General features: G+C 65.6%; 17 protein-coding genes. 12 read left to right on the top strand and 5 right to left on the bottom strand.

The features are described from left to right. Complete coding sequence (locus Q0319_RS04550; RefSeq protein WP_296468322.1) at positions 1-861, top strand: DUF4743 domain-containing protein; 861 nt, start codon at positions 1-3, stop codon at positions 859-861. Here Q0319_RS04550 and Q0319_RS04545 read toward each other — a convergent pair. After that, positions 851-1,084 (bottom strand): DUF3717 domain-containing protein, encoded by a 234-nt coding sequence (locus Q0319_RS04545; protein ID WP_296468320.1) that lies wholly within the window; start codon positions 1,082-1,084, stop codon positions 851-853. The genes Q0319_RS04550 and Q0319_RS04545 overlap by 11 nt on opposite strands. A 144-nt stretch (positions 1,085-1,228) precedes the next feature. On the opposite strand from Q0319_RS04545, the gene Q0319_RS04540 reads away from it, so the two are divergent. Further along, positions 1,229-1,993, top strand: coding sequence for a glycine zipper 2TM domain-containing protein (locus Q0319_RS04540; protein WP_296468319.1), 765 nt, complete (start codon positions 1,229-1,231; stop codon positions 1,991-1,993). Positions 1,994-2,029: 36 nt separating this feature from the next. On the opposite strand, the gene Q0319_RS04535 is transcribed toward Q0319_RS04540, so the two are convergent. The 4 genes from Q0319_RS04535 to dprA all read right to left on the bottom strand — a co-directional run bounded on the left by Q0319_RS04535 (position 2,030) and on the right by dprA (position 7,076). Continuing rightward, the gene (locus Q0319_RS04535; RefSeq protein WP_296468317.1) at positions 2,030-2,590 is read right to left on the bottom strand and encodes an SET domain-containing protein-lysine N-methyltransferase; all 561 of its coding nucleotides are present in this window, start codon (positions 2,588-2,590) and stop codon (positions 2,030-2,032) included. An 11-nt stretch (positions 2,591-2,601) separates the two neighbouring features. Beyond that, positions 2,602-5,235 carry a DNA topoisomerase III gene (locus Q0319_RS04530; RefSeq protein WP_296468316.1) on the bottom strand — a complete coding sequence of 878 codons (2,634 nt, stop codon included), beginning with the start codon at positions 5,233-5,235 and terminating at the stop codon, positions 2,602-2,604. Between the two features lie 197 nt (positions 5,236-5,432). Beyond that, positions 5,433-5,891 (bottom strand): DUF494 domain-containing protein, encoded by a 459-nt coding sequence (locus tag Q0319_RS04525; RefSeq protein WP_296468315.1) that lies wholly within the window; start codon positions 5,889-5,891, stop codon positions 5,433-5,435. Positions 5,892-5,963: 72 nt separating this feature from the next. Then, positions 5,964-7,076: a DNA-processing protein DprA gene (gene dprA, locus Q0319_RS04520; RefSeq protein ID WP_296468332.1), complete on the bottom strand. Its 1,113-nt coding sequence runs from the start codon at positions 7,074-7,076 to the stop codon at positions 5,964-5,966. Positions 7,077-7,340: 264 nt separating this feature from the next. Here dprA and def point away from each other — a divergent pair, with 264 nt between their 5' ends. The 10 genes from def (at position 7,341) to Q0319_RS04470 (ending at position 19,835) form a co-directional block, all read left to right on the top strand. Further along, positions 7,341-7,841, top strand: a complete 501-nt coding sequence (gene def / locus Q0319_RS04515; protein ID WP_296468711.1) for a peptide deformylase — start codon at positions 7,341-7,343, stop codon at positions 7,839-7,841. A gap of 237 nt (positions 7,842-8,078) precedes the next feature. Further along, positions 8,079-9,029, top strand: coding sequence for a methionyl-tRNA formyltransferase (fmt, locus tag Q0319_RS04510; RefSeq protein WP_296468713.1), 951 nt, complete (start codon positions 8,079-8,081; stop codon positions 9,027-9,029). After that, the gene (gene rsmB / locus Q0319_RS04505) at positions 9,026-10,348 is read left to right on the top strand and encodes a 16S rRNA (cytosine(967)-C(5))-methyltransferase RsmB (RefSeq protein ID WP_299451235.1); all 1,323 of its coding nucleotides are present in this window, start codon (positions 9,026-9,028) and stop codon (positions 10,346-10,348) included. The genes fmt and rsmB overlap by 4 nt, the downstream gene beginning before the upstream one ends. Then, positions 10,345-11,229 (top strand): DUF4390 domain-containing protein, encoded by an 885-nt coding sequence (locus tag Q0319_RS04500; RefSeq protein ID WP_296468717.1) that lies wholly within the window; start codon positions 10,345-10,347, stop codon positions 11,227-11,229. The genes rsmB and Q0319_RS04500 overlap by 4 nt, the downstream gene beginning before the upstream one ends. Before the next feature lie 23 nt (positions 11,230-11,252). Further along, a complete protein-coding gene (locus Q0319_RS04495; RefSeq protein WP_299451307.1) occupies positions 11,253-13,694 on the top strand; it encodes an ATP-binding protein in 2,442 nt (813 codons plus the stop codon). Between the two features lie 16 nt (positions 13,695-13,710). Next, complete coding sequence (locus Q0319_RS04490) at positions 13,711-14,448, top strand: response regulator (RefSeq protein WP_296468719.1); 738 nt, start codon at positions 13,711-13,713, stop codon at positions 14,446-14,448. Positions 14,449-14,611: 163 nt separating this feature from the next. After that, positions 14,612-15,988 (top strand): Trk system potassium transporter TrkA, encoded by a 1,377-nt coding sequence (gene trkA / locus Q0319_RS04485; protein ID WP_296468721.1) that lies wholly within the window; start codon positions 14,612-14,614, stop codon positions 15,986-15,988. Between the two features lie 16 nt (positions 15,989-16,004). Continuing rightward, entirely contained in the window at positions 16,005-17,474 is a 1,470-nt protein-coding gene (locus Q0319_RS04480; RefSeq protein ID WP_299451232.1) for a potassium transporter TrkG, read from the top strand. Positions 17,475-17,955: 481 nt separating this feature from the next. Continuing rightward, entirely contained in the window at positions 17,956-18,207 is a 252-nt protein-coding gene (locus Q0319_RS04475) for a DUF3567 domain-containing protein (protein ID WP_299451231.1), read from the top strand. Positions 18,208-18,584: 377 nt separating this feature from the next. Continuing rightward, the gene (locus tag Q0319_RS04470) at positions 18,585-19,835 is read left to right on the top strand and encodes a YbdK family carboxylate-amine ligase (RefSeq protein ID WP_296468512.1); all 1,251 of its coding nucleotides are present in this window, start codon (positions 18,585-18,587) and stop codon (positions 19,833-19,835) included. Positions 19,836-19,864 lie beyond the last annotated feature (29 nt).

Raw genomic sequence — 19,864 nt, 5'->3', positions numbered from 1 at the left:
ATGAACGTATTCGACTCGATATTGACCCGCGCGCACGTCGATCCTCCCCCGGATTTTCCCCGGTTGCGCATCGCCGGCCGGGACTGCGGTTGGGTGGCTGCCGACGTATTGCAATGGCTCGCTCCATTCGCGGGTGAAATCCGGGTTGACCCCGGCGTGGTGCACCTGCTGCCGGGATGGGACGGGTCCGGGGACCTCCCGGAACGGACGGCGGCGGTCAATGATTTGCTGTCCCGCATTGCGCAGGCCTTGTCCCAGGCCGGCAGGCTCAACGGCTGGCGCAATGAGCTGCTCGACGTCATTGCCGACGATGGCACTGTACTCGGCGTGATCGAGCGCGCCGCGGTCCGGCCGCTCGGCATCGCAACGCACGCGGTGCACTTGAATGCATGGACCGACAACGGGCAGTTGTGGATCGCCCAGCGCTCGTTTACCAAGACGACCGATCCGGGCATGTGGGACACGCTCGTGGGCGGGCTCATCAGCGCCGGCGAAACGCCGGAGAGCGCCCTGCTGCGCGAGAGTTGGGAAGAGGCCGGCCTGTTGCCCCATCATCTTCAGTCGGGGCGGCGTAGCGGGCAGTTCTCGGTGCGGCGCATTCTGCCCGAGGGCTACCAGATCGAGCACGTGACGGTAGTCGACATCGTGCTCGGCCCGGAGGTCGTACCCGAGAACCAGGACGGCGAAGTCGCGGCGCTCAAGACGGCCTCCCCCCAGGAAGTGCTGCAAATGATCGCCGACGGTGCATTCACCTTGGAAGCGGCGCTTGCCATGCGCGCCAGCCTGGGCGCTTACGTCCAGCCGGCGGTGGCCGCGGCGAGCGAGGACATGGCGCCGGAAGCGGCCCGGCTTAGCTTTTGACCGGGGCGGCTTGCCGCGCCCGCTGCCATTCGTCGATGGCTGCCCTGGCCGGTTCTGGCAGGCCGGTGACGTCGACCGTGCGCCGGCGATTCATGATCATCTCGGCATAGGGAATGGCCAGCGCGGCGACCTCGGGGCTCAGCGCATGCTCTTCCCCCGTGGAGGGCTTGCGGGCGCGCCAGAAATTGATGGCTTCCTCGAGCTCGGTGAGGGTGATTTCCATGGGGGGCATTCTGGCAGACTTTTTCCTGGCCGGCGGAAACATTCGGTCAATTCCGATACACAAAGCACAAGGCCTGGCCGGGCGCGGAAACAACCCAGAAACGGATGTGGATGTACCTTACGTGAATCTTACGTTGGGAGCAGCATGATGTTCTTGGATTCGTTCTCCGCTTCATCGGCAGGCCGCGATGCGCTCGCGCGTGCTTATCCCGTCATGCGCGGGGCGGCGGCGCTGCATCCCTTGCTGGCGGCCGCTGCGATCAGTGTCATGGTGCTGTCCGCGGTGGGCGTGGGTGTCTTGACGGGCCTGTTGCCCTCGCCGCTGGCCAAGCCCGCGGCGCCCCAAGAGGTAGTCGAGGCCGAGCCGCCTGTTTCGGTAAGCGGGCGTGATTTCGGCAAGGCGGCGGCCCATATCCCGGCCCGCAAAGCGGCCGCTGTGGAACCGCGCGATGTGCCTGGCCGCGAGGCAGGCCGCACCGCCCAGGCCGCCGCGCCCGCCCCGCGCGAGCCTGTCCGCACGGCCGCCGCGGTATGTGCCGACTGCGGCACCGTGCAGAGCATGCGTGCCCTGCAGGTCGAGGGCCAGGGAACCGGGCTGGGCGCCGTGGGCGGCGGCGTGGTGGGCGGCGTCGTCGGCAACCAGATCGGCGGCGGCAGTGGCCGCGCGGCTTTCACTGTTCTCGGGGCCATAGGCGGCGCCCTCGCCGGCAATGAGATCGAAAAGCGCGCCCGCACCTCCACGCGCTACGAACTTACCGTGCGCATGGACGACGGCAGCGTCCGCACCTTCCATAGCGCGACGCCTTACCCCTGGCGCGCGGGCGATCCGGTGCGCGTGGTGGACGGCGCTGTGGTGGCCCGTAGCGGCGGCGACCGCGCGCAGGCGACGCGCGTGAGTGATTACAACTGATCCCCGCCGGGGCGGCGGGGCGCGCCCCGCGGCGACTCAGGCGGACTTGCGGCGTCGCTTGAGGGCTAGCATGGTGCCTCGGCAGGACGGCGCGCCGCACAGGCAGCGGTAGTTTTTCTTGAGGGTGGGGGTGATCCGCTCGTCGATCACGAGCCCATAGTCGTAATTGAGTTCCTCGCCGCGCTCGATAGGCCGCAAGGACACGATGAAGACGCGGCCGTCCTCGGTTTCCTCGGCCTCGCAATTGGGCTCGCAGCAATGGTTGATCCACCGGGCATCATTGCCCTGGCTGCCGCCATCGATGACCTTGCCGTTTTCCAGCGCGAAGAAGAACGTGTGATAAGGGTCTTCCGGGTTGACCGGATGGCGCCGGTCGGCCTCGGCGGCCGAGATGCGCTCGCCCGCGTATTCGAGAATGCGGGTGCCTGCCGGAATCTTGCGAGCGGCGAAGACCCCGGTGCCGTGGACGCGCGAGCGGCGCACGACGTACCAGGATTTGCCGGCGGGCGGCGGGTCGACGTCTATCCGTTCGGGCGCGGGCGGCTCGGCCACGGGTGCCTTGCGCGCCCGGCTGGGCGACTTCTTTTTTGCGGTCATGGAAAGGGGCTCTAACTCGAGGTCTTGGCCGCTGCCTTCTTGGCGGCTTTTTTCGCCGGCGCTTTCTTGGCAGCAGTCTTGGTCGCGGCTTTCTTGGCTGCCTTCTTGGCAGGCGCTTTCGCGGTGGCTTCGTCACCTTCCGCCGCGCCTTGGGCCGCGCTCTTCTTTGCCGTAGCCGCGGCGCCCGCCGCCTTGCCGGCCTTGGCGGGGCGCGGCTCGAATTCGAAGCCGATCTTGCCGTCGTCCTGACGAACAAGGAAGGCCTTGAACTTGCGGTTGGTGCGGCTCGATACGAAGTTTTGCAGCAAATCCGTGCGGCCTTCGGTCAATAGTTTGGCCATCTGCTCGGGGCTGACTTCCTGCTGCAGGATGACTTTGCCGGAGCGGAAATCGCACGTGCGTTGCGGGCCTACCGACTTCTCGCATACGTAGCTCATGCCGTGCTCGAACACGTGAGCCTCGCACTTCGGGCATGGTCCGACGGGCGTTTGGCCGGAGAAATCCACCGCTTCGGAGGAGTCATCATCATCCTGGCCGAAATCGAACTCCAGCTTGTAGTCGTCGGTAATGCGCAGGATGGCCGAGAACGGACGCCCCATCTTGCTGATGAAGCCATTGAGCGGCCCGATCTCGCGCTTGGCCAGCAGTTCTTCGACTTCCTGCAGTTCGAAGGTGCGCCCGCCCGGGTGCTTGCTGATGGAAAAATCACAGGCCGTGCAGGCGTAGCGGCGATAATTTTCCTTGACCACGGCGCCGCACTTCGGGCACGGGGTGGAGAGCGTGGCGTAATCGCCCGGCACCGTATCGCGGTCGTACTCCTTGGCCCGCTTGACGATGATCTGCGTCATCTGCGCGATTTCGCGCATGAACTCTTCGCGCGCCAGTTGCCCTTTCTCGATCTGTGCGAGCTTGTATTCCCATTCGCCGGTGAGCTCGGGCGAAGTCAGTTCGTCCACGTCCAGGCCCGACAGCAGCGTCATCAGCTGGCGCGCTTTCGCGGTAGGAATTAATTCGCGGCCTTCGCGGCGCAGGTAGCCTTCGTTGATCAGCCCTTCGATGATGCCCGCCCGGGTGGCAGGCGTGCCGAGCCCGCGGCCCGCCATGGCTTCACGCAGTTCCTCGTCGTCCACCAGTTTCCCGGCGCCTTCCATGGCCGACAGCAGCGTGGCTTCCGTGTAGCGCGCAGGCGGCTTGGTGGCGAGCCCGATGGCTTCCACGGTTTCCGTGCGCACCTGCTCGCCGGGCGCAACCGGTACCAGATTGGCGTCCTCGCCTTGGGCGTCGCGCCCGTAGACGGCCATCCACCCGGGATTGACCAGCACCTTGCCTTCAGTCTTGAAATGATGGCCGGCCACTTCGGTGATGCGGGTCGTGACCAGGAATTCGGCGGGCGGGTAAAACACCGCGAGGAAGCGCTTGACCACCAAGTCGTACAGCTTTGCCTCGGCTTCGCTCAGTTCGCGCGGCGCCTGCATCGTGGGGATGATCGCGAAGTGGTCCGACACCTTCTTGTTGTCGAACACGCGGCGGTTGGGTTTGATCCAGCCGCTTTCCAGGACCTGCTTGGCGAAGGGCGCATAGGCCGGCCGCGTGCCGACCAGCGTTTCCATGGTTTGCCGCACGGTTCCCAGGTAATCTTCCGGCAGATAACGTGAGTCCGTGCGCGGATACGTCAGGGCCTTGTGGCGCTCATAGAGGGACTGGGCCAGCGCGAGCGTGGTCTTGGCCGAAAAACCGAAGCGCGAGTTGGCTTCCCGCTGCAGGGTGGTGAGGTCGTAGAGCAGCCCGGAAAGCTGCGTGGACGGCTTGGATTCCTCCGTGACCGATCCCGGCCGCTCGCGGCAAGCCGCCACGACCGAATCGGCCGCGGCCTGGGTCCATAGGCGCGAATCGCGCTTCTCGGGGTCCTGGGGATCCTTGACGTGGTTGGGATCGAACCAGCGGCCCTCGTACAGCCCGGCGGCCGCGACGAATTGCGCGCGTACTTCCCAGTAGTCGCGCGGCTCGAACCGGCGAATCCGCTCTTCGCGCTCGAAGACGATGGCCAGGGTCGGGGTTTGGACCCGGCCCACAGTGGTCTTGAAGAAGCCTCCGTCCTTGCTGTTGAAGGCCGTCATGGCACGGGTGCCGTTGATCCCCACGAGCCAGTCGGCTTCGGCGCGGGAGCGGGCGGCGGCCTCGAGCGGCCGCAGCGCGGCGTCGCTGCGCAGGTCGGCGAAGGCTTCGCGTATGGCTTCCTGGGTCATGGACTGGAGCCACAGGCGCCGGATCGGCTTGTTGGTCTTGGCGTACTGCGTGATGTAGCGGAAGATCAGTTCGCCTTCGCGCCCCGCGTCACAGGCGTTGATGAGCGAGTCGACATCCTTGCGTTTGATCAGGCGCACCAGCAGGCGCAGGCGCTCCTCCGAGCGCTTGTCCGCAGGGCCGAGCTCGAATTCGTCCGGGATCACCGGTAAGTGCGCGAAACTCCATTTGCCCTTGACCGGATCGTTGGGCGCCACGAGAGTAAGCAGGTGCCCGACGCTGGACGCCAACACGTACTCGTCGCTTTCGAAGTAGTCGCCTTCGCGCTTGAATCCGCCTAGTGCGCGGGAAATGTCCAGCGCGACCGAGGGTTTCTCGGCGATGATCAGAGTTTTGCCCATTGACTTCCAGTAGAACGGAGCCGACGCATGACATTAATAAATTAGCGCGTCAAAGCGCCGGATAATACGGGGGGAATTTTGTGATGTGCAAGTCGGGCGGGCGCGGCGACCGGCAAAAATGCCTCGTGCCGCATGCAGCCGCCCCGCGCTCGAGCGGGTGCCGGGCGTCCGCTCCCGGCCGGGCTCGCGAAGGGAGATTAATGCAATTGCCGGGCGCTGCCGTCTTCCAGCAGCTCTTCCAGGATGAGATTGTCGATCTCGGTTTCCTGGCTCCACAGCACCATCAGCACGATGATCTTGAGCTTGTCCAGCGGGACCGGCGATTCGCCCAGGGCGAAGGCACGGTCGATGACGATTTCGCGCAGGGGGGACGAGAGCACGCCCGCCGACTCCAGGAAGGCGATGAAACCAACGGCTTCCGAGCCGAGTTGGCGATATTCGGCATCGGCATAGACTCGGCAGCCGGTGCTGGGAATGAGGGCGAGATCGACGCAACGATGGGTGGATTCGGCAAGCCCCGACAACCAGGTCAGGGCGTCGTCGATTTCATCGTCTTCGAAGCCGGCGGCGGCGAGTTTGCGCGCCAGCGTTTCCGGGTCGGGGCACGCTTCCGGCGTGTAGTAGTTCTCGAAGAGGTAGACGAGAATTTCGAACATAAGTCAGCGTGTAAGGCTGGATCCACTGTACGCTGAATTGCAGCCCTAGGCAAATGGCAGAGTATTTACCGCTCAAGCTTCGTGTGGCGGGCATACGACTTGGTAGCGCCCGCCTCCGAGCCGCGCGACCCGCCCTCGTAGCTCGAGGTCGAGCAGCCGGGCCTGGAGGTCGGGGATGGCGAGGCCGCTGCGCCGGGCCAGGTCATCGAGCGCGACCGGGCCGTATCCCATGGCGGCGAGCAGCTCGTCCCGGACGGGCGCCGTTTCGCCTTGCGCACGGCGGATGAGGTCATCCGGGCCGCACAGTTCCTCGAGTACGTCTTCCGGCGATTCCACGAGTTTGGCGCCTTGCCGGATCAGGGCGTGGCACCCGCGCGACAGCGGGGAGTGGATCGAGCCAGGGATGGCGAACACGTCCCGCCCCGCCTCGGCCGCCAACCGCGCGGTAATGAGCGAGCCGCTGCGGGCGGCAGCCTCGGCCACCAGCGTGCCGCGCGCCAGGCCGGCAACCAGCCGGTTGCGGCGGGGAAACTGGTGCGCCAGGGCCGGCGTGCCGAGGGGGAGCTCGGAAACCAGGGCGCCGGCGGCCTCGATGCGGGCGGCCAGCTTGCGGTTGCGGGCGGGATAGACCACGTCGGCGCCCGTGCCGACCACTGCCACCGTCCCGCCCTCCGCTTCCAGCGCGCCTTCGTGTGCGGCGGTATCGATGCCCAGGGCCATGCCGCTGATGATGCACCACCCTTCCCTCGCCAGGCGTCGCGCGAAGGCGCGCGCGGTGGACAGGCCGTCGGGCGTGGCATGGCGGGCTCCGACGATGGCGATGGCCGGCCGCGTCAGCCAGCCCGGATCGCCGGCCACGTATAGCATCGGAGGTGGATCGTGTATGTCGAGCAGGCAGGGCGGATAGCCGGCATCCGCCAGTGTGAGCACCTGGTGGCCGGGCGTGTCGCACCAGCGCAGCGTGCGCTCGAAGGTTTCCCGGAACTCGTCCGACGGCGGGCGGGTGAGCTGGTCCGCGACGGCGGCGGGCAGGTGCTCGGCCAGCACTGGACGGGGTTGGGCGTAAATGTGCTGGGGGAGCCCGAAAATGGCCAGGAGTTGGCGCACGGTTGGCGGACCGAGGCCGGGTTCGAGCGTGAGCCGAAGCCAAGCGGCGAGTTCTTCGGGGGGATGGGCGAGGGGCATGCCAGTGGAACAGGGTGTGGGCCCAGGGCGGGCGCCGTCGGCCGGTATGTAACCATGCGACGAGGACTCGGGATAGGGCCGCTCGGACAGCAAAGACCGAGCTCAAGCGTGCCGAACTTTTGCGGCGTTCCAGCCTCAAACCCCCAGGCCGAGGGCGGCGCCGCGGCGGGAACCTGTGTTATCTTGGTCCTTGGAATGCGGCCAGCCGGCCCCATTTACGAGAAAAGTGAAGATGCCCCGGAATGCGGGGCCATGCGATCAATCATGGCATTGCTACCCATTCTCCATTATCCCGACGCGCGCTTGCACAAGAAGGCCAAGCCGGTAGCGGTGGTCGACGACCGGGTTCGCCGCATCGTGCGCGACATGGCCGAAACCATGTACGCTGCGCCGGGCATCGGGCTGGCGGCCACCCAGGTAGACATCCACGAACGCATCGTGGTGATCGATGTCTCCGAAGACCATAGCGATCTGCTCGTCCTCATCAATCCCGTCATCACCTGGAAAAGCGAAGAAACGCAGGTGTATGAGGAAGGCTGCCTGTCGGTTCCCGGCATCTACGACGAAGTCAAGCGCGCGGCCCGGATCAAGGTAGAGGCGACCAACGAGAAGGGCGAGCGCTACGAGTTCGAGGCGGACGGGCTGCTGGCGGTCTGCGTGCAGCACGAGCTCGACCACTTGGATGGCAAGGTGTTCGTGGAGTACCTATCCCAGCTCAAGCAAAGCCGGATCAAGACCAAGCTGCGCAAGCTGCAGGCAGCCTAGCGCCCCTGCCTGGGGCGCGGGTCACGGTATCATTCCCCTCTCGAATCACACCCCGCGTTACGTCCTGGAAGCGGTAGCCTGCGCTTGAACGGGCTCTCATGGATGAGGCCAGTCCAAGGGGGAGCTTCCTTGCGGCGTTGCGCAACCGGCGTCTTTTGCCGGCCTGGCGGCCGCGAGCACCGGCGGCGAGGCAGGAGGCCTCGCGCTGCGCGGCGCAGGGTTTCCCTTGGATTTCAAATGCGATTAGCCTTTGCCGGTACGCCGGAATTCGCCCGAGTCGCCTTGAAGGCGCTGCTTGCCGCCGGGCATGAGATCGTCCTCGTCCTGACCCAGCCCGACCGGCCTGCCGGCCGCGGCTTGAAGCTAACCCCCAGCCCGGTCAAGACCGAGGCTCAGGCAGCCGGCATATCCGTGATCCAGCCACGCAGCCTGCGCCTGGACGGCAAGTTTCCCGAAGAGGCCGCGCAGGCGCACGAGTCCTTGCGCGGGGCCAATGTGGACGCGATGATCGTGGCAGCCTACGGCCTGATCCTGCCGCAGTCCGTGCTCGACATGCCCCGTTTTGGCTGCCTGAACATCCATGCCAGCCTGCTGCCGCGCTGGCGGGGGGCAGCCCCGATCCAGCGCGCCATCGAGGCAGGCGACGGCGAGACGGGCGTCACCATCATGCAGATGGATGCCGGCCTGGATACGGGCGACATGCTACTCAAGGAGGCGATCCCGATCGGGCCGGACCAAACCGCCGGCGAGCTGCACGACCGGCTGGCCGCACTGGGTGGGGAATTGATCGTACAGGCGCTCTCGCGGCTGGAGGCCGGCGAGCTGGTTGCCACGCCGCAGCCCGAAGACGGCGTGACCTACGCGGCAAAGCTGGGCAAGGCCGAAGCTGCCCTCGATTGCACCCGGCCGGCCGACGAACTGGCGCGCCGCGTCCGGGCGTTCAATCCGGTCCCCGGCGCCACGCTGCGCCTGCCGGGGCTCGCCGAGCCGGTCAAGGTGTGGCGGGCCCGGGCGCTGGAAACGCAGGCGGGCGCTGCCCCGGGCAGCGTCCTGGCGGCCGGCCCCGAGGGCATCGACGTGGCCACTGGCCGGGGCGTGTTGCGCTTGACCGAACTGCAGAAAGCCGGAGGCAAGCGCCAGCCGGTGGACGTGTTCGTGCGAGGTTGGCAACCTGGAGCCGCCGGATGACCCAGTCCGCATCCGCCGGCGCCCACTCGGCGCCGTTATCGGAAGTCCTGCTCAACGCGGCACGCGCAGTCCAGGGCGTGCTCGCCGGGGTCTCGCTCACGGATGCCCTGGCGCGCCTGCCCGCGCCGCTGCGTCCCGCGGCACAGGCGGTGTCGTTCCATGCCATGCGCTATCTGGGCCGGGCCCGCGCCGTCAAGCAACACCTCATCGCGCGCAAGCCTGCCGACCCGCTGTTGGATGCGCTGTTGCTGACGGCGTTTTCCCTGCTGGTCGTCGACGAGCGCGAGACCGCGGCATCGGGCGTCAAGTACGCCCCCCACACCGTGGTCGACCAGGCTGTCCGGGCGGCGTCCGGCCAACGTTCGCTGGCGCCTTTCAAAGGCTTGGTCAACGGTAGCCTGCGACGGTTCTTGCGTGAGCGCGACGGGGTGCTCGCCGCGGTGGCGCGCCGGCCCGAGGCCGTCTGGAACCATCCGGAGTGGTGGGTGAGGCGACTGCGCATCGATTATCCGGATCACTGGGAGGCGCTGCTGCGCGCCGCGAACCAGCCCCCGGCGATGGTCCTGCGCGTCAATCGCCGCCGGGCCGACCGGGAAGCCGTGCGGCAGGCTTTCCGCGACGCCGGCATCGAGGCCTGGCCGGTAGGCGAGGTGGGGTTGGCGTTGGCGCAGGCGCGGCCCGTCCACCAATTGCCCGGGTTCATCGAAGGGTGGTGGTCGGTCCAGGATGCCGCCGCACAGCTGGCTGCGCCGCTGTTGCAGGTGCGGGACGGCATGCGGGTGCTCGATGCGTGCGCCGCCCCGGGCGGCAAGACGGCGCATTTGCTGGAGTTGGCCGACCTCGATCTACTCGCGCTGGATGTCGATGCCGAGCGGCTCGCAAGGGTGGACGCCAACCTGGAGAGGCTGGGGCTCTCGGCCCGCACGAAGGCGGCAGACGTCGCTGACCTGGACGGCTGGTGGGATGGAAAGCCTTTCGATGCCGTGCTGGCCGACGTGCCATGCTCGGCATCGGGCATCGTCCGGCGGCATCCGGACATCCGGTGGCTGCGCCGGGAAAGCGACATCGATGCCACCGCAGCGTTGCAGGCGAAGATCGTCGACGCCTTGTGGCAGGTGGTGGCGCCCGGTGGTAAATTGCTTTACGCAACCTGCTCGATTTTCCCCGCGGAGGGGGTCAAGCAAGCCGAAGCCTTCCAGCTGCGGCACCCCGACGCGAAGCGGTTGCCTGCACCGGGGCAATTGCTTACGCAGGCGGAGCCTGATCGGCCGGCCGAGCAGCACGATGGTTTTTTCTACGCGTTGTTTGCCAAGGTTTGATCATCTTCCGACTTCTTCGCGTCGTCCACCTGCCGGCCCTGCTCCTGGTGCTGTTCTGGAACAGCATGGTTGCGGCCGCCGAGCCGGCCGTCCAGTCCGTGACGGTGACCGAGCGCGGTCGCGACCTCCTGCTGAGCGCAGACGTTTCCCTGAATCTGAATAGCCAGTTGGAAGATGCGGTCTCGCGCGGGCTGCCGCTGTATTTCTCCGTCGAGGTAGAGATCAGGCGGCCGCGCTGGTACTGGTTCGACGAAGTCGTGCTCTCTTCCACCCAGAGCTGGCGCATCGTCCACAATCCGCTTACGCGGCAGTGGCGGGTACATACGGGCAACCTGGCGCTGCCCGTGGGGTCGCTCGCGGAAGCCTTGTCCGTCGTGCGCCACGTGCGCAATTGGCGCATCGGCGACCGCGACCAGTTGCGCGCCGAGGAACGTTACGCAGGGCGGCTCAGGGTGCGCTTCGACATTTCGCAGCTTTCCAAGCCGTTCCAGGTCAATGCGCTCAATAGCAGCGACTGGTCGCTTGCGACGCCGTGGACGGAGTTCGAGGTGCGCATCGGCAAGGAGGCATCGGCGCCGGCCAATGCCGCGCCTGCGCCTTCCCCCCAACCGGGCTTACCTCCTCCGCCCGTGCCGCCACCAGGGCCAGGTGGCGCGTCGCCCACGACCGCTCCCGGCCAGGCCGCCCCGTCGTCATACCCGCAGGAATCCGCGACGGCTCCAGCCAGGCCGTCGCCCGCCCCTCATCCTTCCAACGACAGCCCTAGGCCTGGTCATTCCGGCAACGCCGACTCGCCTGGCGGGCATGGCTTGGCCTTGCCCGGCGCCGCTTCAGGCCATCGCCCCGGGGTGGGGTTGTCGCCGCCCGCGGAGTCCCCATGATGCGTATCCGTCGCGTGCGGCTCATGAACCGTTTCTTGCGCGTCCTGCTTGGCGTGGCAGGCATCAGCGCGCTGCTGCTCTTGTTCCTGCTTGCCTGGTCTACCGGCAACTCGTCGCGCCTGGAAGAGCATTACGCGCTCCTGCTCGGGCTGAACGCAATCGTGGCCCTGGTGCTATTCGTCTGGGTAGTCGTGCTTGCCGTGCGCCTGGGCAGCCAGCTGCGGCGCGGCCAGTTCGGCGCCAAGCTGACCTCGCGCTTCGCCCTCGCGTTTGCGTTGGTGGGTGTGGTGCCCGGGGTATTGATCTACATGCTGTCGGTGCAGTTCCTGTCCCGCTCCATCGAATCCTGGTTCAATGTCCGGGTCGACACCGCGCTCGAATCGGGGCTGAACCTCGGCCGGGCCGCGCTGGATTCGCAGCTGCAGGAGATGAACGCCAAGGCACGCACGATGTCGATCGAGTTGGGCGATACGCCGGAAGCGAGCATCGGTTTGTCGCTGACGCGCTTGCGGGAGCAGGTGGGCGTGCAGGAGGCCATGGTATTCACCGCCAGCGGGCGGGTCCTCGCCTGGTCCACCAATACCTACGGTTCGCTCGTGCCGGAGGCGCCTCCGCCCCAGATCCTGCGGCAATTGAGAATTTCGCGGTCGTATGCGGCGGCGGAGGCGAACAGCGCCTCCAGCCCGACGACGCTGGAGGGCGTGCAGGGGCCGTTGGGCACCACGCGCGATACGCCCAACGGCGGCGCGTTGAGGCTGCGCGTGATCGTGCCGATCGCTCCGTTGGGGGGCTTCGAGTTGCCCGGTGTCCCGGAGTCGCGCTATTTGCAGCTGCTGCAGGCTGTGCCCGACCAGATCGCGCGCAATGCCGAGGAGGTGCAGAGCGGGTACCGGGATTACCAGGAGCTCTCGCTTTCGCGCGTGGGGTTGCGCAAGCTGTACGGCATCACGCTGACGCTGGCATTGCTGCTGGCGGTGTTCGCTGCCATCGCGGCGGCCTTCTCGCTGTCCTCGCGCCTGGTGCGCCCCTTGCTCCGGTTGGCCGAAGGCACCCAGGCGGTCGGGGTTGGCGACTATCGCCCTATTCCCGAGCCGCCCCAGCGCGACGAACTGGGGCAGCTGACCCGCTCTTTCAATGCCATGACGCGCCAGCTCGAGGAGGCGCGGCGCATGGTCGAGAGCAACCGGCGCCAGCTCGAACGCAGCAACGTGTACCTGGAAAGCATTCTGTCGAATTTGTCGTCGGGGGTGCTGGTGTTCGACGAGGCGTTTCGCGTGACGATGGTCAACCGCGGCGCGCAGCAGATCCTGCGGGTGGATCTGCGCGCGGTGACCGGCCGCCCCCTGGAGACGGTCGACGGCCTGACGGATTTCGCCCAGACCATACGGACCGCGTTCGCCGAGCATGCCGCCGCGGGCACGGGCCGCCAATACTGGCAACAGCAATTCGAGATCGTGCGGCCGCCGCCGGCCGATGCCGCGCACGAGGGAGAAAGTAACAAATCCGGCTTCGCGTCGGACGACAATACGATTACCCTGCTGGCCCGAGGATCGCATTTGCCGGTCGCAGGTGCCAGCGGGGGCTATGTGGTAGTGTTCGACGATATCACCGAGGTTATTTCTGCGAATCGCGCCGTGGCGTGGGGTGAGGTGGCGCGGCGGCTGGCGCACGAGATCAAGAACCCGCTGACCCCCATCCAGTTGTCTGCCGAACGCATTGCCCTCAAGTTGGCCGATAAGCTGGCTCCGGCCGATGCGGAGATGTTGAAGCGGTCGACCACTACCATCATCAACCAGGTGAGCTCGATGCAGCGCATGGTGGACGATTTCCGCGAGTATGCGCGCACGCCCCCGGCCCAGCATCAGTTGCTCGATCTGAACGACCTGGTAGCAGAGGTATTGACGCTGTACGGCTGGGACCCCGCAGGCGGCGTGCTGAAAGCCGGCACGGGCAGCATCGCGCTGGCCGTCGAGCTCGAAGCGGGGCTGCCTCGCGTACGCGGCGATGCGACGCAGCTTCGGCAGGTCATCCACAACCTGATCGCCAACGCGCGCGACGCGATCGAGGAAAAGGCCAAAGAGGCTGCCAGGCAGTCGGGGGCAGCGGCGGAGCTGGGACCGGACGATCGCATCTCGGTCAGCACCCGGCTCATCAACACGCCCTTGCCCGACGGCCGCGACCATGCTTCGATCAAGTTCATGGTGACCGACACCGGAACCGGTTTCGCCGCCCGCATCCTGCAGCGCGCCTTCGAGCCTTACATTACGACCAAGGCGCGCGGCACGGGCCTCGGGTTGGCGATCGTCAAGAAAATCGTCGAAGAGCACGGAGGCAGAATTGATCTTGCGAACCGGCCCGAAGGAGGGGCAATGGTCTCTATACTATTTACTCGGATCGCCGGGGGTACCGATGCTGCACATGGCACCGCGCATTTATCCGAGACTGCAGGGGCGCAGTCTGCGTAACAGAGGTTTCTAAGATATGGCCAGAATTTTGGTGGTTGACGACGAGGTCGGCATCCGCGAACTGCTGTCGGAGATTCTTTACGACGAGGGGCATACGGTCGATTTGGCCGAGAACGCCGCTGCAGCCCGCGCGCTGCGCGCCGCCCACCGTCCCGACGTGGTGCTGCTCGATATCTGGATGCCCGATACGGATGGCGTGACCTTGCTCAAGGAATGGGCGTCGCAAGACCTGCTCGACATGCCTGTGATCATGATGAGCGGCCACGCGACCATCGACACCGCGGTCGAGGCGACGCGCATTGGCGCAGTCGACTTTCTCGAGAAGCCCATCACCATGACCCGCCTGCTCAAGACCATCGCCGCGGCGCTCGAGCGCGGGCGCGCCGGCATCAAGCCCCCCCCGGCGCCCGCCGCCGCGCGTCCGGCATCGTCGCCCTACCCGGCATCGTCCCTGGCCGCAGGCGACGGCATGCGGGCGTCGAGCCCCAGCCTCGTATCGCCGGCCGAGCGCAATGCGGGCGCGCCCCCATCCGCGCACGATGCACAGGCCCGGTCTCCGCTCCTGTCCGTTTCGCTCGACCTGCCCCTGCGCGAAGCGCGCGACGCATTCGAGCGCGTCTATTTCGAGCACCACCTGGCGCGCGAAGGGGGCAGCATGACCCGCGTGGCAGACAAGACAGGCCTGGAGCGCACCCACTTGTATCGCAAGCTCAAGCAGCTCGGGATCGAGCTGTCGCGCAAACGGAATGCGTAAGCCAGTCCGGCCTCGTGCGGCCTGAGCCGCAAGGCGGCGAACCGGGGAAGCGGGCCGCAATCGCCCGGATCGGGAGTGGGTGGCGGGCCGGAGCAGTGTTTTTTGCGAGTGCAATCTGGCCGTAAACGGCGATGCAGGCGAGCCCTCGCGGTGGATAAGTGACATGAAGATTCTGATACTCGGCGCGGGGCAAGTGGGGACCAGCGTTGCCGAGAACTTGGTGTCCGAGCACAACGACATCACGGTCATCGACACGGATGGCGCCCGGCTGGCGATGCTGCAGGACCGCCTGGACTTGCGCGGGCTGATGGGCAACGGCACGCATATTTCTACCTTGCAGGAAGCCGGCGCCGCAGACGCCGATCTGTTCATTTCCTGCGCCACTGCCGACGAGACCAATCTCGTGGCGTGCAAGCTTGCCAAGCGCGTGTTTAACGTGCCGCGCTGCATCGCCCGGGTCCGGTCGTCGGAGTTCCTCGACCATGAGGAACTGATGGGCGAGGACGGGTTCGATGTCGATCACTTGATCTGCCCCGAGCGCAGTGTCACGCGCTATATCGAGAAGCTGGTCGAGATCCCGGAAGCCTTGCAAGTGGTGGAATTTGCAGGCGGCAGGGTGTGTGCCGTTACCGTGCGGGCCGCCGCAGGCAGTCCGTTGGCCGGCCAGCCCATCCAGAGCCTGCGCGACCGCTTGCCCGCCGCCGACGTCCGCATCATTGCGATTTTCCGGAACGGCCGCCTGGTCAAGCCCGACGGCGACACCTGCATCGAACCGGCCGACGAGGTCTTGTTCCTGGCCGATACGCGCCACGTGCGCGCCATCATCCGCGAGCTGCGGGAGAGCGACAAGCGCGTCAAGCGCGTGATGATCGCCGGCGGGGGCAATATCGGGCTGAGGTTGGCCAAGAGCATCGGTGACCACTGCGACGTCAAGATCATCGAGCAAAACCGCAGGCGGTGCGAATTGCTGGCTACCCAGCTTCCCAGCCGCGTCCTTATCCTGAATGCCGACGCCACCGACGAGAATCTGCTCGAGGAAGAGAACGTCGCCGAAATGGATCTATTCCTCGCGCTGACCAGCGATGATGAAGACAACATCATGTCGTCGCTGCTCGCCAAGCGGATGGGGGCGCGCCGGGTGATCGCCCTGATCGGCCGCAAGAGTTATGGGGAGCTGATGGAGGGTGGCCGCATCGACATCGCGATCTCTCCGTCGGAGGCGACTATCGGCGAACTGCTCCGGTACGTCCGCCGCGGTGACGTCGTCGCCGTCCATCGCCTGCGGCACGGTGTCACCGAGGCCTTGGAGGCGATCGCCCACGGCGACGCCAAGTCCTCCCAAGTGGTCGGCCGCCGCATCGAGGACATCAACCTGCCTGCCGGTGCGACGATAGGCGCCATCGTGCGCCATGAGGAAGTCTTGATGGCCCACCACGATACCGTCATCGAACCCGACGACCACGTCATCGTGTTCGTGGCGAACCAGCGGTTGATTGCGCAGGTGGAGAAACTCTTCCAGGTCTCGGCGACCTTCTTCTGACCCGGACCGCCCAGTCATGCGCAAACTGCTTCCGGTCTTGCACGTCCTGGGCCTGGTCATCGTCCTGTTCTCGATGACCATGGCGATTCCCCTGGCCGCGTCCTTCGTCTTCGCAGACGGCGCCAAGGATGCCTTCATCCGGGCCTTGGTCGCTGGTTTGGCGGCCGGGGCGCTGTTGAGCCTGGCGACCCGAAGCCGACGGCGCGAGTTGACGCCCCGGGATGGGTATCTGCTGGTCTCGCTCGTGTGGACGGTCTTGGCGGTGATCGCCATGCTGCCGCTGGTTTTTTATTACCGCCAAGCGGGCATGCCACTGTCGATCACCGACGCCTATTTCGAGGCCATGTCCGGATTGACGACGACTGGCGCCACCGTCCTGACGGGCCTGGATGCGCTGCCTCCGTCCATTAACGTCTGGCGCTGCACGCTGAACTGGATAGGAGGCATGGGCATCCTGGTGCTTGCCGTTGCCATCCTGCCCATGCTTGGGGCCGGCGGCAGCCAGATATTCCGGGCCGAAACCCCGGGCCCCATGAAGGACGAGAAGCTCACGCCGCGGATCACGGGTACCGCCAAGGGTTTGTACGCCATTTACATGCTGCTGTCCCTGGCTTGCGTCCTGGCGTACAGGGCGGCCGGACTGAACTGGTACGAAGCGTATTGCCACATGGCTTCCACCGTTGCCCTGGGGGGATTTTCGACGCGCGATGCGGGTTTTGCCGCTTTCTCGTCGCCGGCGGTCGAGCTGGTGGCCGTGGTGTTCATGGTCGTGGCCGGCATTAGTTTCACGCTGCATTTCCAGGCATTCCGCCGCCGCAGCCTCGAGCCGTATGCCCGCAGCACCGAAGCCCAGGCGTATCTCGCCGTGTTGGCGATTTCGGTCGCACTCATTACCGCGCTGCTGCTCGTGCGGGGGACGTACGATTCCTTTTGGACGGCCCTGCGTTATGCGCTGTTCAATACGGTATCGGTAGCGACCACGACGGGATTCGTGAGTACTGACTACTCCGTTTGGCCAATTTTTGCTCCTGTCTGGATGCTGGTACTGTCCTGTTTCGTGACGTGCGCCGGCTCGACCGGGGGCGGGATAAAAATGATCCGGGTGGTGATTCTGGTGAAACAGGCGCGCCGCGAATTCATTCACATCCTCCACCCGCGGGCCATCCATCCCGTGCACATGAACGGCCTGCCGGTCCCCAATCGCGTGGTGTTTTCGGTCATGGCATTCATGCTGCTTTACTGGGCCTCGCTCATGGCGTTGACCATGGGCATGCTGTACACGGGCCTGGAACCCGTGGCGGCCTTCACCGCCGTCCTCGCCAGCCTCAGCAATACGGGCCCCGGCTTGGGTGCCGTCGGCCCGGCCAGTACCTTCGCCGTCTTGACGGATGCGCAGACCTGGATTTGTACGATTGCCATGCTCATCGGCCGATTGGAGCTGTTCGCAGTGCTGGTGTTGTTTACGCGGGCGTTCTGGCGCAGATGAATGCCCCTGTGCCCGTCATGCTGATTGTTGGTGCTCACTTACGAGAAGGGGTAAGTGGAGCCTTGCAGCAAGCGGCGACTCATCGGAGCGAAGGGCGGCAAGCCGTCATCGTGGAAGGGGGACCGGGAACTTTAACCGCCCCTCCGGGAGTCGAAATGGTACAGCTGGCGGCCGGGTGCGTTTGTTGCGTGGGGCAATTGCCGCTGCGGGTGACCGTCGCGCGATTGATCAGGCAAGTCCGCCCGGCGAGGCTGTGGATAGAAGTCAGTGATGGGCGGCATTTGGCCGAACTGAGGAGGCAATTGAACGGACCAGGTTTTGCAGGAGCGGTGAAGCTTTACGAGGACCACCCCGGGGCATCGAGCATCGAGCGTTAAGCCGATAGCCGGAATCAATCCGGTTGATCCCCTTGATTTCCAAAAATAGGCACCAATCTAGTACGCAGGCGGTCGGTCAGACCCCTGTTTTCAGGAGCCAGACCATGGAAATGATTTACAACAGCCCCAATTATGTCGTCGTGGAGTTCGCCCAGCTCGATGGGGCGTCCGGCGCGGGGGGCTTCGAAATCGTCGACAAGCAATCGCGCCGTGAAGTCTATATAGCAGGAGAGACGGCAGAACAGTTCCGGACGCGGGTGCGGGAATTGATTGCCACCGAACCTACCATGGAAGACGTGGACGAATTCCTGAGCCAGTTCGATGCCTACATGCACCATCCCCTGACGCTGCACTGACGCCAGCCGCCGGCTTTATGCCGGCGTTTTATTTGTAAGTAATCACTATCAATAAAAACGCGGCCACTTACGGAATTTTCGGGTTGCTTCGTCGTTGTGGCCGCCCCTCGGCCTCCTTTGTTCATCGGGCGTGCGCCGGTGTTTGGGCCGGATCCCCCTGATTTTTCCTGCTTTGTTAGTGGCTACTCACGAGAGGACGCCCCGTATTCGTGGCATCGCAGGGGGAAACACTTAACGTCGGTGATTTCCGTCGATCTCGCGAAAACTCGCTGCTAAACTCGCCCGACACTTCGTGATGCTGGCCTATGACGCATATCCTGCGTCCGGCGTCGCCCCGGCCGGGTCGATCACCCGGCGACATTCCAAAGGAGACTCCGATGCAGTCCATCGCATTCACGGCATCCCGTCCCAATACCTTGGGCATCGAGCTCGAGTTGCAGATCGTCGATCCGCAGACGTTCGACTTGAAGGGCGCAGCCGAAGAATTGCTGGCTCAGATCGCCAACCATCCCTATGCCGACCGGGTTAAGCCCGAGATCACCCGGTCGATGATCGAACTCAACTCTTCGGTCCATACCGATCCGAAACGCCTGTTGGACGAAATGCGCAGCATGCGGGACCTCCTGGTCGAGGCTGCCGACGCCGTGGGCGTGCGGGTGGCCGGAGGCGGCACCCACCCCTTCATGCGTTGGCATGACCGGGCAATCTTCGACTCCCCGCGCTTCCAGTACCTGTCCGAGACGTATGGTTACCTGGCCCGCCAGTTCACTGTCTTCGGGCAGCATATTCACCTGGGCGTGGAGAACGGGGATGCCGCCATTGAGTTGACCCAGAAGCTCTCGCCCTACGTTCCGCACTTCATCGCCTTGTCGGCTTCTTCGCCGTATTTCGAAGGGGTGGATACCCAATTCGCCTGCAGTCGCCTGAACGCTTTGAACGCCTTCCCCATGTGCGGCCACCTGCCGCCGGAAGTCGTGGACTGGCACGGGTTCGAGGCCTATTTTGCGGAGCTGCACGCCGGTGGCTTGATCGAAAGCATCAAGGATCTGTACTGGGACGTGCGGCCCAAGCCCGAGTTCGGCACCGCGGAAATCCGGGTCTGCGACACGCCGCTTACCGTGGAGAAGGCGTGCCAGTTGGCAGCCTTCGCGCAGGCGCTCGGCGCGACGCTGGCCGACGAGCCCATGCCTGACCGCAAGGCTTGGATGGCCTATCGCACCAATCGCTTCCAGGCGACCCGCTTCGGCTTGCACGGCCACTACGTCGATCCCCAAGCTGGCCGCGTGCGCCTGGGCGATCATGTGCGAATGACCTTCGACAAGGTGATGCCGGCGGCCCGCGAGCTCGGTACCGCCGAGATGCTGGAGGCGCTGCGTGCCGATGTCTTCAAGCATGGCGGAGACGTCAAATGGCTGCGCGCCCAATTCGATCGTTCGCAGGAGATCGCCGAGGTGGTGGAAGCGGCCGCGGCGGCCTGGCGCGGCGAAGGGACGGCCGAAACGAAGCCTGAGCCGTCCGTGCCCGACCTGCAAATCCGCCGCCGCGTGCGGGCCAGCTCCGAGCCCATTTTCAACATGGACGGCATCACGCCTTTCGGGTTCAAGCGCTTGGGCCGGCGGTTGCATTGATGCGCGCCGCTGGGCCGGGCGCGCATCCT

Origin of the sequence: uncultured Pigmentiphaga sp., assembly GCF_937950555.1 — a bacterium.
GTDB lineage: Bacteria > Pseudomonadota > Gammaproteobacteria > Burkholderiales > Burkholderiaceae_B > Pigmentiphaga.
This window is presented reverse-complemented; position numbering and strand designations above follow the sequence as displayed.

Coding starts and splice junctions, on each gene's coding strand:
- Q0319_RS04535 (WP_296468317.1), bottom strand. CDS start 2,590: ATGACCGCAAAAAAGAAGTCGCCCAGCCGGGCGCGCAAGGCACCCGTG.
- Q0319_RS04480 (WP_299451232.1), top strand. CDS start 16,005: ATGCGCAAACTGCTTCCGGTCTTGCACGTCCTGGGCCTGGTCATCGTC.
- trkA (WP_296468721.1), top strand. CDS start 14,612: ATGAAGATTCTGATACTCGGCGCGGGGCAAGTGGGGACCAGCGTTGCC.
- fmt (WP_296468713.1), top strand. CDS start 8,079: ATGCGATTAGCCTTTGCCGGTACGCCGGAATTCGCCCGAGTCGCCTTG.
- Q0319_RS04545 (WP_296468320.1), bottom strand. CDS start 1,084: ATGGAAATCACCCTCACCGAGCTCGAGGAAGCCATCAATTTCTGGCGC.
- dprA (WP_296468332.1), bottom strand. CDS start 7,076: ATGCCCCTCGCCCATCCCCCCGAAGAACTCGCCGCTTGGCTTCGGCTC.
- Q0319_RS04530 (WP_296468316.1), bottom strand. CDS start 5,235: ATGGGCAAAACTCTGATCATCGCCGAGAAACCCTCGGTCGCGCTGGAC.
- Q0319_RS04470 (WP_296468512.1), top strand. CDS start 18,585: ATGCAGTCCATCGCATTCACGGCATCCCGTCCCAATACCTTGGGCATC.
- Q0319_RS04475 (WP_299451231.1), top strand. CDS start 17,956: ATGGAAATGATTTACAACAGCCCCAATTATGTCGTCGTGGAGTTCGCC.
- Q0319_RS04495 (WP_299451307.1), top strand. CDS start 11,253: ATGAACCGTTTCTTGCGCGTCCTGCTTGGCGTGGCAGGCATCAGCGCG.
- Q0319_RS04550 (WP_296468322.1), top strand. CDS start 1: ATGAACGTATTCGACTCGATATTGACCCGCGCGCACGTCGATCCTCCC.
- def (WP_296468711.1), top strand. CDS start 7,341: ATGGCATTGCTACCCATTCTCCATTATCCCGACGCGCGCTTGCACAAG.
- Q0319_RS04490 (WP_296468719.1), top strand. CDS start 13,711: ATGGCCAGAATTTTGGTGGTTGACGACGAGGTCGGCATCCGCGAACTG.
- Q0319_RS04525 (WP_296468315.1), bottom strand. CDS start 5,891: ATGTTCGAAATTCTCGTCTACCTCTTCGAGAACTACTACACGCCGGAA.
- Q0319_RS04540 (WP_296468319.1), top strand. CDS start 1,229: ATGATGTTCTTGGATTCGTTCTCCGCTTCATCGGCAGGCCGCGATGCG.
- rsmB (WP_299451235.1), top strand. CDS start 9,026: ATGACCCAGTCCGCATCCGCCGGCGCCCACTCGGCGCCGTTATCGGAA.